The organism is bacterium, from assembly GCA_035945995.1.
In the GTDB taxonomy this organism is placed as follows: domain Bacteria; phylum Sysuimicrobiota; class Sysuimicrobiia; order Sysuimicrobiales; family Segetimicrobiaceae; genus DASSJF01.
This window is the reverse complement of the sequence record DASYZR010000141.1, coordinates 13,964-28,586: the sequence shown is the minus strand read 5'-3', so window position 1 is coordinate 28,586 and position 14,623 is coordinate 13,964. Positions and strand designations below refer to the sequence as shown.

Below are 14,623 nucleotides of genomic sequence, written 5' to 3'. Positions count from 1 at the left end.
GCGGCGCGGAGGCCGGCCGCGCTCAGGCCGCCGCTTGGCGGGGCAGGACGATGCGGAACGACGTTCCCCGGCCGGGCTCACTCCGCACGTCGATGTCGCCCCCGTGCGCCTGCACGAGGCTCTTCGCGATGGCCAGCCCGAGGCCGGTGCCGCGAGAGTCCTTCGACTTGTAGAAGCGGTCGAAGACGTGAGGCAGATCCTCCGGCGGGATCCCGGTCCCGGTGTCCTCTACCGTGAGGCCCACGTGGTCGGCGCCGGCCACGTCGCACCGGACGCGCACGGCGCCGCCGCGCGGCGTGTAGCGCAGCGCGTTGCCGATCAGATTCGTCAGGACCTGGCGGATCCGCTCCGCGTCCACATCCACGGACGGGAGCGCCGGCGGGGCCTCGAGCGAGACGGTCACGCCGGCCGCCGCGGCCTCGCTGCCAAATGCGGCGACCACGTCGTTCGCGAGCGCGCCGAGGTCGGTGGGCGCCTTGGTGAGCCGCAGGCCGGCGCTCTCGGCGGTCGCGAGCGTCCGGAGGTCCTCGATCAGCCGGGCGAGCATCTGCGTCTCTTCCAGGCCCACCGACAGATGCTCGTTGTCGCGCGGGTAGACCCCGTCGAGCATGCCCTCGAGCGTCCCCTGCAACACCGCCAGCGGCGTGCGCAGCTCATGGGAGATGTCGGTCAGGAGATTGCGGCGCTGCTCTTCCTGGCGCTGCAGACGCTCGGCCATCGCGTTGAATGAGCGGGCGAGCGTCCGTCCTTCGAGCGAGCCGCGGTCCGGCACGCGGGCCGAGAAATCGCCGTCGGCGGCGCGCCCGAGCGCGGCCATGACGTCGTCGAGCGGGCCGGTCAGGCGGCGCCAGCCCCGCGGGCCGGCGAACGCCATCACGAGCACGAAGAGCACGGCCGCGGTCACGAGGGCGTGGATCCCCGGGGCCCACCCGCCGGGGGCGCCGCGGCCCGCGGCGTGGAGCCACCCCCGCGTCCCCCACTCCACGAACGACGACAGGACGGACGTGAGCACGACGACGGCGGCGAAGAACACGACCGCGCGCCGCAGAAAGCGCCCCCGCATGCGCCGCCACGCTTCGGTGGCCGGACGCCCGCGCGGGGGCCACGGCTCGTCCTCGGGCCACCAGGGCGGCCGGCTTCCCCCGTGCGCGCCGCGCCGCCAGGGAACCGGAGGGCCGGGACAGTTCGGTGTCATGCGTCGGCGAACTTGTACCCGATGCCGGGGACCGTGAGGACGTAGCGCGGCCGGTGGGGATCCGGCTCCATCTTGCGGCGGATGTTCTTGACGTGCGAGTCGATCGCCCGCTCGTACGATTCCACCGCGATCCCGCGCACGGCCTCGAGCAGCTGGCCGCGGGTAAACACCCGGCCGGGCTCGCGCGCGAGCAGGGCCACGAGCTGGAACTCGGTCGGCGTGAAGGGCAGCACCCGGTCCCCGACGCTCGCCTGCATGCGCCGCACGTCGAGGACGAGCTCGCCCGCGCGGACGACCTCGGTGCCGGCCCGCGCGCCCTCCCACCGCCGCAGCACCGCGCGCACGCGGGCCACCAATTCTCTCGGACTGAACGGCTTCACGACGTAGTCGTCGGCGCCCAACTCGAGTCCGATGAGCCGGTCCGCCTCGTCGGCGCGGGCGGTCAGCATGATGACCGGGACGTCGGACTCCTTGCGCAGCGCGCGCATCACGTCGAACCCGTCCAGCTCCGGGAGCTTCAAATCAAGGACGACGAGCGCCGGCTTCTCGCGGCGCACGGCCGGCAGCACCTCACGACCGTCGCCGGCCGTGAGGACACGAAACCCTCCGCGCTCCAGGTAGTCCTGCGCGATCTTGACGATCTTGGGCTCGTCGTCGACTACGAGAATGGTTCGCATCGTCCGCGGGAGCGCGCAGGCGGGCGCCGCGCGCTGTGGCTGCGCCGCAGGCTCAGGCGCCCGCCTGCATCGGACTCACGCCGTGCCGGTCTGGCCGGTCCGGCTCGGCGACTCGTGCGCCCGGCGATGCCATTCTTCGAGCCAGCGGGGGGCCCCTCCGCCCGACGGTCCGCCACCCCACGGCCCGCCGCCCCAATAGCCGCGCCCGCCCCGGAACAGCCCGCGGAACAGAAGCACGATCAGGAAGATCCACAACAGGGGCCACAAGAAGCCAAAGAAGCCGAAGTGCCACCCATACCCGTAGTAGCCGTACGGGTACATCGGGTACGGCGCGCCCGGCGCCGGCGCCGGCAGATGCCCGCTCTGCGCGACGCCCTGTGCAAAGCCGAAGTGGTACGCGCCCGAGATGCCGGCCGCGAGCGCCAGCACCAGGAGTATTCCAACGACGATCCTCATGTCTCCACCCTCCCGTTCGTTGTCTCAAGCCTCAGCATGCGGCCGCGTCATGGATCGACGATGGAGGACGTGTGGAGAGGCTGTGGAGGTCCCCGACCGGTGGTATACTTTCAATAACCGGCGTCTATAGGAGTGTGGTGTTTGAAGCGTCCAAATTACAACGCGGCGAAACGCGCACGTGAACTGAAACAAAAGGCAAAGCGCGAGGCGAAATTGGCCCGCAGACAATCCCGCCCCGGCAGTCCGGTCCCGCAACCGGACGAGGCCGTACCCGCACCCGGCACGGACCCTGGGCCGACCCCTCAAGAGCCGGACCACGAGCCGCTGAGCCCAGGGACGTAGGCGGCCGAGCGCGCTCGAACGGTTGTGCGCCAGGTGCGCGGGCTGCGTCCGGCATACGTGGTTCTTGCGCGCGAGGGCAGGGTTTGGCATACTCAGGAAGCATCAGCAGACTGCAAAAGTCGGTTGGTAGCACGATTTCGAAGGCAGGTGCAGGATGGCAACCGGGACGGTGAAGTGGTTCAATGGCGAGAAGGGGTATGGATTCATCACCCCGGAGACCGGGGGCAAGGATCTGTTCGTGCACTTCAGCGCGATCCAGGGGGACGGCTACAAAACCCTCAACGAAGGCCAAAAGGTCGAGTACGAGGCGACCCAGGGGCAAAAGGGTCCCCAGGCGAGCAACGTCCGCGTCATCGGTTAAACAAACCGGCGGCGTTTCTGGACGCCACATCATTGCGGGAGAGCAGCCGGACAACCGGCTGCTCTCTTCGTTTGCCGATGTCTGCGCGAGGGAGGACGCCCGATGCGCACCATGATTCTGGCGGCGGCCAAGACCCCGCTCCGGGCCGTCGACCTGCCGGTGCCGGAGCCGGGCCCCGCCCACGTGCTGATCCGCGTCCATACCTGCGCCGTCTGCCGGACCGACATCCACGTGGCCGACGGCGAGCTTCCCAACCCGAAACTCCCGCTGGTGCTCGGCCACCAAATCGTCGGGACGGTGGTGCGGGCCGGCGCAGACGCGGTCCGGTTCTCCCCGGGCGACCGTGTCGGCGTGCCGTGGCTCGGCTACACCGACGGGCGCTGCGAGTACTGCCGCACGGACCGCGAGAATCTCTGCGACAACGCGCGGTTCACCGGCTATCAGATCGACGGCGGGTACGCGGAGTACACCGTCGCCGACCACCGGTTTTGCTTTCCCCTCCCGGACGGTTACCCGGACCTCGAGGCCGCCCCGCTTTTGTGCGGAGGGCTCATCGGCTATCGGGCGCTCCGGATGACCGGCGACGCGACGCCCCTCGGCCTGTACGGGTTTGGCTCCGCGGCGCATATGATCATCCAGGTGGCGCGGTGGCAGGGCCGGCGCGTCTTCGCGTTCACGAGGCCGGGGGACGCGGCGGACCAGCAGTTCGCCCGCACGCTCGGCGCGGAATGGGCCGGCGGTTCGCTCGAGCCGCCGCCGGCGCCGCTCGGCGCGGCGATCATCTTCGCGCCCATCGGGGCGCTCATCCCCGCGGCGCTGCGCGCGCTCGCCAAGGGGGGCGTGGTCGTCGCGGCCGGCATTCACATGAGCGACATCCCCGCGTTTCCCTACGACATCCTGTGGGAAGAGCGGGTCGTGCGATCCGTGGCCAACCTCACGCGGAAGGACGCGCAGGAATTCCTGGCGCTCGCCCCCCGCGTGCCGGTGCGCACGGAGGTTCACCCGTTTCCGCTGACTGCCGCGAACGAGGCTCTTGACGCCGTCCGCCGCGGCGAGATCCGGGGCACGGCCGTGCTGGTGGTCGGAGCCCCCGAGGCCGGGCGGGGCTAACGTGACCGCGGCGCGGGTCTCAGCCGCCGGCGCCGCCCGCGCCCACCGCGTCGAGCACCAGGCGCAGGAACCGCGTCTCCGGCACGGCGCCTTCGATGCTGACCTGCTCGTTGACGATCGTCTTGGGCACGCCGTACACCTGGTAGCGTTGCGCCACGTCCGGAAACTCGGCCACCTCGATGACATCGGCGGTCACCTGCGGGCTCTCGATCGCGAGTTGGTGGGCCAACCTGGCCGCACGCGGGCAGTGGGGTCAGGTCGGCGTGACCAGGACCTTGATGTGGACGGGAGACGGCAGGGCGGCCGCCTGCTCGCGGGTGGCCGCCGCGAGCTGCGTGGTGCCGGTGGCGACCTCGAGCAGGTCCGCGATGAGCACGCCGAACTCGTACCCGGCCGGCGTGCCGAAGTACCGCAGGGTGCCTTTGTTCTTGCCCCGGAACACGAGCGCGGGGATCCGGTCCACGCCGGCCTGCCGGGCCGCCTCTTCCTCGACGACGAAATCGTGGGTCTGGAGCGTGATGTGGCCGGAGAGACCGGCCACCTCCCCCAGCAGCTCCTCGGTCTCGCGGCAGGTCTGGCAGTCGTGCCCGGGCAGCACGAGCGGCGAGGCCCGCTGCGTAAACAGATCGACGGTGACCGGTGTCGAGAGTTGCTTCGCAAAGATGTCGGTGAGCGCCAGGCGGTCCTGGTCTCTCAGCAACGGCACGTTCGCGCCTCCTCTCCGTGTCGTGGGTCCGGCTACGTCTCGAGCGTCGCCGCGACGCTCAACTGGACGTTCCCTTTGAGCGCCAGGGAGATCGGGCAGCCGTCCTTCGCCGCTTCCGCCGCCTTGCGAAAGCCGTCCTGATCGAGACCGGGGACCGATCCGCGCACGGTGAGGGCGCTGGACACGACTCGAAAGCCGCCGTCCACGCGATCGAAGGTTACGGCGGCGCTGACCTGCAGCCGGCTGGGCGGTGTCTTTGCATTGGCCAGGCCGAACGAGAGGGCCATCGCAAAGCAGCTGGCGTGAGCGGCCGCGAGCAGCTCCTCCGGACTCGTCCGGCCTCCGGGTGCCTCGGTGCGGGACGCCCAACTTACGGCCAGCTCCTTGAACGCTCCGCTCGAGCCGGCCGTCACCACACCGGATCCCGAGAGCAGGTCTCCCGTCCACGTTACGTCGGCGCGTCGAACCGCGGGCATTGTCGGCGACCCCCCCTTGTACTTGGATACCTCCATTATAGAGATAGTGGAGGGGTCGACGACCGGGCGCTGCCGCGGAGGTGGCCGAATGACGATGAAATGGCGCAAGGCGTAGCGCCGGGTCAGCGCCGCCTCGCGACGCGCAGGCTGAAGACCAGGAGCGCGTTGGCGACCGGACGCTCGTGCCCGTCCGACGGGGAGTTGACGACGACCGGCCCGCGGCGGCCCGGGAATTGCACGGCCATCGTGACCGAACCGCCGCTGTCGAACTCCATCGCCTCGTACGCGCCCAACCACCGCATGTAGGCGGCGAGCTGCGGCTGCGTGAGGCCGATGCTCACGCGGGGCTGGCGGCCGTCGACGGCCACCAGCAGCATCGTTCTGCCGTCCCGCGTGATCCCGACCGCGGACACCGGATTGCGCTTGTCCCGCTCGTGGGGGACCGGGTTGTAGGGATCGTCGACGGGGTAGCCCTGGTCGACCAGGAGCGGCCCGCCCCCGACCACCGTGGCGAGGTCGCGCCAATCGGGCGCGGTCCCGAGATTGACGTCGATCGTCATGCCGGCCCGAACGCTGCGCAGGAGCCAGTCCGCCGCGCCGCCGTGACCGACCAGGAGGATCTCACCTTTGGGGAAGGGCGCGTAGTAGGCCTGCTGGGGCCACACCTGCTTCACGGCATACCGGGCCGACGCGCCGTCCGGTGAGGGTGCGGATTGCAGGGGGAACGACGACGCGTCCTGGGAGTCGTCCTCGGGGGCGAGCTCGACCACGGTCTGGTGCGTCCACGGGCTCGGGGGCGGCGCGCCGTACCCGCGCACGTTGGACAGCACGGTCAGCCCGTTCCGGATGATCCCGGTGTTGAACCCGGCGACCCAATAGGACTGCCGCGTCTCCGGAAGGAGGATCGACGCCGACCACCGGAAGTGCGCGATGCGGGCGCGTCCGTCCTTGCCGATCGCCAGCGCCGTCCATCCGGACGGACTCCGAAGCAGCCGCCCATCCTTGACCATGACGTTGAGCGGCATCCCCGAGTCGCCGATATCGAAGAAATCCCCGTTGACCCCGGCGACGACCCCGCTCCAGTGCGTCATCATGGACGAGACGGTTTCGTCGCCGCTGATGAGCTGATTGTTGGCCAGCGCCGTGCCGAGGCGCACCGACGGGGTGCCGAGGTCGAGACGGAGATGATGGATGCTGAGCGGCCCGGCCGCGGTCCGAAGCACATAATGGCTGTAGACCACACCGGGGGCGACCGGAACCGACGCGCCTTGCGAGGCGCGGACGGCCGGCCAGAGAGGCGGGGCACCCGCCAAGCCGGGCACGGCCAGCATCGGCACGAGCACGCCGACGGCCAGCCAGCCGAACCATTGAACGCGACGAGGATGGCGGCGACGCACGAGCTGGAGCGTGTGCGGCTCTCCCCCCACTGGTGTGTGGCCGGCGGCCCGACGGCCGCCGGCGGCTGCTTCACTGTCTCCGCACTAGGGTGCGGCGGTTCGACGATCCTGGAGCACTTCCTGCCGCCGGGGGAAGATTTTTTCGTTTTCTCTCAGGCCCGCGCGTCGATCACGGCGGCGACGCGGTCGCCCAGGTACACGCCGTCCCGCACCAGCCGCGCCTGCAGATCGCGCACCGGGATCCGCCGCGGGGGCGTCCCGCTTCTCACCGCCATCGCCGCGGCGGTGCCGGCCGCCTGCCCCATCGCCATCGCCGGGGGCATGACCCGCACGGCGGCCAGCGCCTCATGCGTCGCCGACAACGACCGCCCGGCCACCAACAGCTGCTCGATCCCGCGCGGCAGAAGCGAGCGGAAGGGGATCTGGTAGATGTTCGCGGTCGCAAGCTCGCCCGTCACGCCGCCGCCGTCCCCCGTCGGACTATGAATGTCGACGGGATAGCCGGCCCGCGCGATGACATCGTCGAATTCACGCCCCCGCGCCAGATCATCCAGCGTCAGCGTGTAATCTCCCAGGATCCGGCGGGTTTCGCGCACGCCGATGTGCGTCGCGGTGTCCAGAAGCTCGCACCGCTCGAAACCGGGCAGCCACTTCCGGAAAAACGCCATCAACGCCTTCACCTGGCGGCGCCCCTCGACCTCCGCGCGGGTGAGATCCCGCGCGTCGGTCCCGACGAGCCGCTGGACCCGCGTGGTGTTGATCCGCCAGACACCCGGCTCGAGCGTCTTGTACAAGCCGACGCCGCGGCGGGGAATCGGGAACTCACCCCGGTCCCGGGCCTGCTGCACCAGCGAGGCAAAGGGCCGGTAGTCGTCCGGGTGCGCCCGGACGTACGCCTTCACGCGCGCGTCGTCCACGTTCGCGACGCGGAAGAACAGCGTCATCGGCTGCGTGAGCCCGTCCTCGGCGCGGCCGACTTCGAACGGCACGCCGGCGCGGGCGGCGACGTCGGCATCGGCGGAGCAGTCCACCGTGACCGCGGCGCGGAGGACCTCGAGACCCGACTTGCTGGCCGCGACGACGCCGGAGAGGGCCCCCCCGTTCACGACCGCGTCGACCACGAACGTGTGGAGCAGCAGCTCGACGCCGGCCTCCAGGCACATCTCCATCGCCACCAGCTTCACCGCTTCGGGATCAAAGGGCGTCACCTTGTCGTGCCCGTACTCGATGAACCCGCAGTACTCCGTCGCCGCCGCGACCTTCGACGGGTGAATCGCGCCGCCGATCCGCTCCATCCGGAGCACCATCTCCTCGAAAATCCCCTTGATGAGCTGCGTCTTGCCGTCGAGGCTGTACGAGGTCATGCACGGGCCGACGAGCCCCGCGGTCAGGTTGCCCCCGAGGAACCCATACCGTTCCACGAGCAGCGTCCGCGCGCCGGTACGAGCGCTCGCGATCGCCGCCCCGAGTCCGGCCGGCCCGCTGCCCACCACGAGCACCTCGGTCGCGGCCGCCACCGGCACCGTCTTGGTGTAGGTGATCGATTCCGTCATCGCCGTCCTCCTCCCGCGTAGTGCGCCTTCATTCCAATGCCAGCCGGGGATCGAGGTGGTCGCGCAGCCGGTCCCCAAACTGGCCGATCGCAATCACGACGAGGCTCAGCGCCAGTCCGGGAATCGTGGAGATCCACCACGCCGTGCTGAGATAGTCCCGTCCGTTGGCGATCACGAGACCCCACGACGGGTGCTCGGGCGGCGTGCCGAGCCCGAGGAAACTGAGCGACGCCTCCGCCAGGATCACGAGGCCCAACTCGACGGTCGCCACGACGACGAGGGGCGTCACCGCGAACGGCAGGATGTGCCTCGTGACGAGCCGGGCGGAGCCGGCGCCGACGGCACGGGCCGCGGTGACGAACTCGCGTTCTTTGGTCACCAGCGCCGACGCCCGGGCCACACGGGCGAACGTGACCCATCGGGTGATCGCCAGCGTGATGATCACATTCGCGACGCTGCGGCCGAGGACGGCCGCGATCAGGATCGCCAGCAGGATGGACGGGAAGGCGAGCTGCAGGTCCGCAAGACGCATCAGCGCGGCGTCGAGCGCGCCGCCGGACACACCGGCGGCGACCCCGGCCGCGAGCCCGACGGCCGCGGCGGTCAGCACGGTGACCGCTCCCACGAGCATCGAGATGCGCGCCCCCTGCAGGACCTGGGCGAGCAGATCCTTGCCCACCTGGTCGGTGCCGAGCCACGCGCGCGACCCGTCCCCCAGCACCGCGCCGGGCGGGCGAAGCCGGTCGCCCAACCGCACCGTGACCGGGTCGTACGGGCGCAGCAACGGACCGGTCGAGGCGATCAGGGCGAAGACGACCAGCGGCACGCTCCACCCGGCGAGATGTGCGCGGGCCCGCGCGCCCCGGCGGGTCTGGGACGGCGGCGCGGACTCCCGGCCCCGGGCCGCAGCCACGTTCGGCGCCGCCGGCGTGCCCGCCGTCATCGATACCGCACCCGCGGGTCGAGGTACGCGTAGCTTAGATCCACCAGCAGGTTCACGACGATGAAGCTGGCCGTGATGACCAGCACGGCCACCTGGACGACCGGGTAATCCCGGTTGCTGATGGCATCGACCAGCAGCCGGCCGACCCCGGGCCAGGCAAAGACCGTCTCCACGATGACGGCACCGGCGAGGAGCTGGCCGAGTTGGAGTCCGGCGACCGTGACGACCGGAATCAGGGCGTTCGGGAGCGCGTGGCGCGCGAGCACCAACGGCGTGCCGAGCCCCTTCGCGTACGCCGACCGAATGTAGTCCTCGCGCACCACGTCGAGCAGCCCGCTGCGGACGAGGCGCGTCAACACCCCAATGAGCAGCAGCGACAGCGTCACGACCGGCAGCACGAGGTGCGCCGGACCCCCCACCCCCGCGCTCGGCAGCCACCGGAGCACACGCGCGAACACGAGAATGAACATGATCCCGAGCCAGAAGTTCGGCACGGATTGCCCGAGCAGGGAGGCCAGCGAGACGAGCGCATCGGTCACCGACCGGCGCCGGATCGCCGCCAGGATCCCGAGCGGCAGGCTGACCGCCCCGGCCAGGAGCATCGCGCACCCCGCAAGCAGCGCCGTCGCGCCGAGCCGCTGCCCGACGGCCGCCGCGGCCGGCACCTCGAGCCGGAGCGAGTCGCCGAACTTGAAGCGCGCGGCCTGACCCAGGTAGCGCGCATACTGCGCCGCCAGCGGCCGGTCCAACCCCAGGCGGTGCCGCAGCGCGTCGACGTCCTCGCGGGTCCCCTGCGCGCCCACCATCATCTGGGCGGGATCGCCGGGCACCACGCGCACGGCCACGAAGACGATCGTGAGCGCGCCCCAGAGCACGAACGCCGAGAGCGCCAGCCGGCGCAGGATGTACGGGCCCACGCGCGGCTACCGGACCGTCACCGTCGTGAACGTCGGGAAGTTCGGCGTCGGGGTGAAGCCCACTACCCGCGCGCGCGCGACGTACGTCTGGATGAGTTCGAACGGGTAGATGCCGACCGCGTCGTCCCAGATCATCGCGCACGCCTGCGCGTAGTAGACCTTGCGTTTGTTCTGGTCCACCGTCTCGGCCGCGAGCTGCAGCACCCGGTCGGCCTGCGGATTGGCGTACCCCATGCGGTTCGCGCTCGACGTGTAGAGCCGCCGCAACACGAAGTCCGCGTCGCCGGTATTGACGCCGTTCGTCTGCATGTCGAGGTCCCAGTCGAGCTTGAGCAGGCGGTCGAGCCACTGCGCGCGCTCCGACTGCGCGTCTTTGACCCGGATGCCGATCGCGCTCCAGTAGGAGAAGAGCGCCTGGGCGACCTCCCGGTCCTGCGGCCCGGAGCCGGGGTTCCAGATCATCGCAGTCTCGAACCCGTTCGGGCGGCCGGCCGCGGCGAGCAGCTGCTTCGCCTTTTGCGGATCGTACGCGTACGGCCGCTGCGGCGCGTATCCGAACACGGTCGAGGGAATCGGCGCCGTCATGCGCCGCGCGATCCCCTTCAGCAGCGTGTTGAGAATCGTGTCGATGTCGAGCGCGTAGATCATGGCCTGCCGGACGCGCACGTCGGTGAACGGTTCGCGCTTGAGGTTCATCCAGATGAAGTAGTACCGGTACGAGGGCTCGGCCACGATGCGCAGATCGTTGTGGCCGCGCAGCGCCGCCAGTTGGTCCGGCGGCAGCCCGTACGTGAGGTCGATCTCCCCGGTAATCAGGGCCGTCACGCGCGCGGCGATTTCCGGGATATCCTTGAAGCGCAGCGTCCGAACGCCGGGGGCGCCGCCCCAGTACCCCGGGTTCGCTTCCAGCACGAGCTCGCTGTCGGGACGGTACGCGGTCACCGCAAACGGCCCGGACCCGACCGGACGGTTGAAGAACCCGGCGGCGTCCATCTTGCCCGCCGGCAGAATCGACAGGAGGGACGCGTTGGCGAGCATCGTGCCCAGCGGCGTCTTCGTCCGGATGCGGACGGCCAGATCGCCCGCCGCGTCGACGGTGTCGACCGCGGCCCACAGCGGACCGTACGGACCCTTGAGCCGGAGCAGGCGTTCCAGCGAGGCCTTGACGTCCCGCGCGCCGAGCGGCGCGCCGTCGTGAAACTTGACGCCGGGACGCAGCGTGAACACCCACGTGCGGGGGTCGGGGGTCTCCCATTTGAGCGCGAGCCCGGGCCGCACCCCGCGCGTCCGGGGGTCCGCGACGACCAGGGTGTCGAAGATGTGCGCGGCGACGATGCGGACGGATTCTTCCGCCGCCTGCGGGCCGAGCGGATCGAGCGCGACGATGCGCGCGGGGAGCGACACACGCAGCTCGCCGGCCGGGGGCCGCGTCTCGGCCGAGGCCGCCGGGATCGCCCCGGCGCGGGCGCCCACCCAGGCGCCTCCCGCCGCGGTGGCCGCCGTCCCGAGGAGCCGGCGCCGCGTCAGCCGCCGCGCGCGGGCGTCCAGGGTCTCATCACTCATCACGTCACCTCCTGGATCGGTCGGGGAGTGGGATGCGCGGCCAGACGGTCCGCGTGGGTAAACACGAGTGGATCGCCGCCGGTGTTGATGAACACGACGGTACTGCCGGCCGTGACCGCGCCGCGGGCGACGTCGGCGAGCAGCGCGGCAAACGCCTTGCCGGTGTAAACCGGATTGAAGATCACCGCGTCGGCCGCCGCCGCGGTGCGAATGGCGTCGAGCGCCGCGGGCGTGGGAACGCCGTACGCCTCGCCGCGTTGGCCGTCGTCGAGGGTGACGCCATCGTCGGCCGCGACGCCGTCGCCGAGCGGTGTGGCGTCGAGCAGCGCCGCGGCGGCGCGGGCAAACTCGCGGATCTTCGGCCCGATCACGGGCGAGAGCGCCCCGACACACACTCCCACGAGCCGGGCCTGCGCGAGCCGTTCGGCGGCCCGGCGGGCACCGACGAGCAGTCCCGCCAGCGTGCTGCCGGACCCCGCCGCGACGTAGACGTGCGCGGGGTGAATCCCGCCCGCGGCGAACTGATCGTCCAGCTCGATCGCCGCCCGCACGTACGCGGCCGTGCCCAGCGCGCCGGCGCGCGAGCCGCCGTGCAAATACATCGGATACGGCCGGCGTCCGCGCGCCCGCTCCTCATCGGCCCAGGCGCTGAGCCGGCGCCGCGTCGCGTCGGAGTACGGATCCATGTCGCTCGTGAACCGGATGTCGGCGCCGAGGAGGCGGTCGAGCAGCAGATTGCCCTGAATGGGTTCCGCCCCCGTGCCCCTGAGCAGCAGCTGGGCCCGCAGCCCCGCGCGCGCCGCCGCCGCCGCCGTTGCCCGGCAGAAGTTCGACTGCGCGGCCGCCGTTGTCATGAGCGAGGTCGCCCCATCGGCGAGCGCGTCACCCACCAGGTACTCGAGTTTGCGCGCCTTGTTGCCTCCGAGGGCCAGGCCGGTCAGGTCGTCCCGTTTGATCCAGAGGTCGATCCCCAGGGTGCGGGAGAGGTTTGGGGCGCGTTCCAACGGGGTCGGCAGCCGCACGAGCGCTTTTCGAGGCAGCCGTGCAAGGGCGGCCGCGACCGCGGACCGGCTCACCGCCGGTATTCCAGCGCGGCCAGCACCGTGCGCATGCCGGCCGTAATGTGATCCCGCATGACACGCGCCGCGGCCTCGCCGTCGTGCGCGGCCAACGCGTCCAGCAGCACCTCGTGGGCCTGCGGATCAGGCGCCGCCAGCCGGGTCGGGTCGAGCAGTCGCGACCGGTAGTATTCGCACTGATCGGCGAGATTTTCCAGGAGCTCATCGAGACGCGGCATGGCCGCGGTACTACGAACGTATCGGTGGAACGCGCGATCCGCCGCGCGCAGCGCCTGGATCGCATCGGGGAGGCCGGCGCGCCGCTCGCGCACGACCGCGTTCAGCCGGTGCGCCCCCGCGAGCGCCTCCGGCGTGATGCGACGGGCGGCCTCCCTGCCGGCCAGCGCCTCGAGCTCCGCCCGCATGAGGTAGATCTCGCGGACGCCCTCGGGATCGAGGCGCGCCACCACGGCTTCCTTGTGCGGGGCAATGCCGACAAACCCCTCGCCGGCGAGCCTCTTGATGGCGTTCGAAACGGTGATCCGGCTGACCCCGAGCTCCCCCGCAATCGTGCTGATGACCAGGGACTCGTCCGGACCCCACCGGCCTTGGATGATGTCCCGTCGGATGGTCTCGTAGGCCGCCTGCTCGCGCGTCTTGAAGTCGATAGTTTCGCGCAATGGAGATTGCATATTACATGCATTATGCAGGATTCAACTGAAATCCTCTGTCGCAGGCGCAAGAGCCGGGCTGAGTTACGTCTTTTCAGGACCCGATGTACGCGGTGCAGGTGACCTCCACGAGCAGGTCGGGATGAATAAGTGATGTCACTTGTACGAGCGTGCTGGCCGGCCGGTGCTCCCCGAAGTACCGCATCCGGACCGGGTTGATTCGGACCCTGTCGTCCATGTTGACGAGGTGGATGAGAACGCTCGTCACGCGGGAGAAGTCGGCGCCGGCGTGCGCCAGCACGCGAGAAATATGCTCGAAGATTTGCTCCGCCTGCCGGGCCGCATCGCCGGGTCCGACCACCCGGCCGTGCTGATCCATCGCGACCATTCCCGAGATGGACAGAAAGTCCCCGGCCCGCACCGCGTCGCAGTAGTGGCTGACCGGCGGGGGCAGCACGCCCTCGAGGCGGATCCGCTGGATGGCCCGGGTCACCGTTCCAGCCACTCGACGAGCGCCCGCGTGACGTGCGACGGCCGTTCGAGCGCGGACAGATGACCACACTCGGGCACGGAGACCAAGCGCGCCGACGCGATGCCGTCGGCGATCTCAGCCGCCCGATCCGGCGGGGTGGCCTCGTCGCCGTCGCCGACGAGGACCAGGGTGGGGCAACGAATCGCGGCGAGGTCCGGCCGCGAGTCGGGCCGGGTCATGATGGCGGTCTGCTGGCGGACGAACGCCTCGGGGCCCGTCTCCTCCGCCATGAGTTGCACGACGCGCCGCAGGGCGGGATCGTTCCGCCGGGAACGGTGCGCCCAGGAGAGAAACAGCGGATCGAGCACCTCTCCAAACCTTCCACGTTGGGCGAGTGCGATCTGGGCGCGGCGGCGGTCGCTTTGTTCCGGCGTGTCCGCCCGCGCCGACGTGTCGAGGAGGGCCAGCCGGGCAACCCGGCCGGGCGACGCGCGCATGACTTCAAAGGCCGTATACCCGCCCATCGACAGCCCGACGAGGGCGAATCGAGGCGGCGCCGCCGCCAGAACGCGGCGCGCGATCCCCGCCACGCTGTCATCGCGCGTGTGGTCCGCGATCATCACCGGACCGAATCGCCACAATGCGGGAAGCTGCTCGGCGTAGAGGCGCGGCGAGCACAGGAGGCCCGGGATGAGGACGACGGGCAGGGATTCGACCATGAGTCTG

General features: G+C 70.7%; 16 protein-coding genes and 1 pseudogene. 2 read left to right on the top strand and 15 right to left on the bottom strand.

The features are described from left to right. Nucleotides 1-22: 22 nt before the first annotated feature. The 3 genes from VGZ23_16060 to VGZ23_16050 form a co-directional block, all read right to left on the bottom strand. Nucleotides 23-1,063 carry a HAMP domain-containing sensor histidine kinase gene (locus VGZ23_16060; protein HEV2359107.1) on the bottom strand — a complete coding sequence of 347 codons (1,041 nt, stop codon included), beginning with the start codon at nt 1,061-1,063 and terminating at the stop codon, nt 23-25. A 128-nt stretch (nt 1,064-1,191) separates the two neighbouring features. Continuing rightward, complete coding sequence (locus VGZ23_16055; GenBank protein ID HEV2359106.1) at nt 1,192-1,872, bottom strand: response regulator transcription factor; 681 nt, start codon at nt 1,870-1,872, stop codon at nt 1,192-1,194. 75 nt (nt 1,873-1,947) lie between these two features. Beyond that, entirely contained in the window at nt 1,948-2,328 is a 381-nt protein-coding gene (locus tag VGZ23_16050; GenBank protein ID HEV2359105.1) for a hypothetical protein, read from the bottom strand. 496 nt (nt 2,329-2,824) lie between these two features. On the opposite strand from VGZ23_16050, the gene VGZ23_16045 reads away from it, so the two are divergent. Continuing rightward, the gene (locus VGZ23_16045) at nt 2,825-3,031 is read left to right on the top strand and encodes a cold-shock protein (GenBank protein HEV2359104.1); all 207 of its coding nucleotides are present in this window, start codon (nt 2,825-2,827) and stop codon (nt 3,029-3,031) included. Nucleotides 3,032-3,133: 102 nt separating this feature from the next. Further along, entirely contained in the window at nt 3,134-4,141 is a 1,008-nt protein-coding gene (locus VGZ23_16040; GenBank protein ID HEV2359103.1) for a zinc-dependent alcohol dehydrogenase family protein, read from the top strand. Nucleotides 4,142-4,160: 19 nt separating this feature from the next. Here VGZ23_16040 and VGZ23_16035 read toward each other — a convergent pair. From VGZ23_16035 to VGZ23_15980, 12 genes and pseudogenes are all read right to left on the bottom strand, one after another. Next, nucleotides 4,161-4,382 (bottom strand): annotated as a pseudogene (locus VGZ23_16035) (thioredoxin family protein). A 12-nt stretch (nt 4,383-4,394) separates the two neighbouring features. Then, nucleotides 4,395-4,847 (bottom strand): hypothetical protein, encoded by a 453-nt coding sequence (locus tag VGZ23_16030; GenBank protein ID HEV2359102.1) that lies wholly within the window; start codon nt 4,845-4,847, stop codon nt 4,395-4,397. A 32-nt stretch (nt 4,848-4,879) separates the two neighbouring features. Beyond that, nucleotides 4,880-5,323 (bottom strand): OsmC family peroxiredoxin, encoded by a 444-nt coding sequence (locus VGZ23_16025; GenBank protein ID HEV2359101.1) that lies wholly within the window; start codon nt 5,321-5,323, stop codon nt 4,880-4,882. Nucleotides 5,324-5,445: 122 nt separating this feature from the next. Next, the gene (locus VGZ23_16020; protein ID HEV2359100.1) at nt 5,446-6,750 is read right to left on the bottom strand and encodes a phosphodiester glycosidase family protein; all 1,305 of its coding nucleotides are present in this window, start codon (nt 6,748-6,750) and stop codon (nt 5,446-5,448) included. Nucleotides 6,751-6,872: 122 nt separating this feature from the next. After that, nucleotides 6,873-8,273, bottom strand: a complete 1,401-nt coding sequence (locus tag VGZ23_16015; protein ID HEV2359099.1) for an FAD-dependent oxidoreductase — start codon at nt 8,271-8,273, stop codon at nt 6,873-6,875. Between the two features lie 28 nt (nt 8,274-8,301). Further along, a complete protein-coding gene (locus VGZ23_16010; GenBank protein ID HEV2359098.1) occupies nt 8,302-9,216 on the bottom strand; it encodes an ABC transporter permease in 915 nt (304 codons plus the stop codon). After that, nucleotides 9,213-10,133: an ABC transporter permease gene (locus VGZ23_16005; GenBank protein ID HEV2359097.1), complete on the bottom strand. Its 921-nt coding sequence runs from the start codon at nt 10,131-10,133 to the stop codon at nt 9,213-9,215. Before VGZ23_16005 ends, VGZ23_16010 begins: the two co-directional genes overlap by 4 nt. Nucleotides 10,134-10,139: 6 nt before the next feature. Continuing rightward, nucleotides 10,140-11,696 (bottom strand): ABC transporter substrate-binding protein, encoded by a 1,557-nt coding sequence (locus tag VGZ23_16000; GenBank protein HEV2359096.1) that lies wholly within the window; start codon nt 11,694-11,696, stop codon nt 10,140-10,142. Next, entirely contained in the window at nt 11,696-12,772 is a 1,077-nt protein-coding gene (locus tag VGZ23_15995; GenBank protein HEV2359095.1) for a pyridoxal-phosphate dependent enzyme, read from the bottom strand. The genes VGZ23_16000 and VGZ23_15995 overlap by 1 nt, the downstream gene beginning before the upstream one ends. Next, the gene (locus VGZ23_15990; protein HEV2359094.1) at nt 12,769-13,446 is read right to left on the bottom strand and encodes a GntR family transcriptional regulator; all 678 of its coding nucleotides are present in this window, start codon (nt 13,444-13,446) and stop codon (nt 12,769-12,771) included. The genes VGZ23_15995 and VGZ23_15990 overlap by 4 nt, the downstream gene beginning before the upstream one ends. Before the next feature lie 73 nt (nt 13,447-13,519). After that, on the bottom strand, nt 13,520-13,918 hold the full coding sequence (locus VGZ23_15985; protein HEV2359093.1) for a RidA family protein: 399 nt from the start codon (nt 13,916-13,918) through the stop codon (nt 13,520-13,522). Next, complete coding sequence (locus VGZ23_15980; protein HEV2359092.1) at nt 13,915-14,616, bottom strand: alpha/beta fold hydrolase; 702 nt, start codon at nt 14,614-14,616, stop codon at nt 13,915-13,917. Before VGZ23_15980 ends, VGZ23_15985 begins: the two co-directional genes overlap by 4 nt. Nucleotides 14,617-14,623 lie beyond the last annotated feature (7 nt).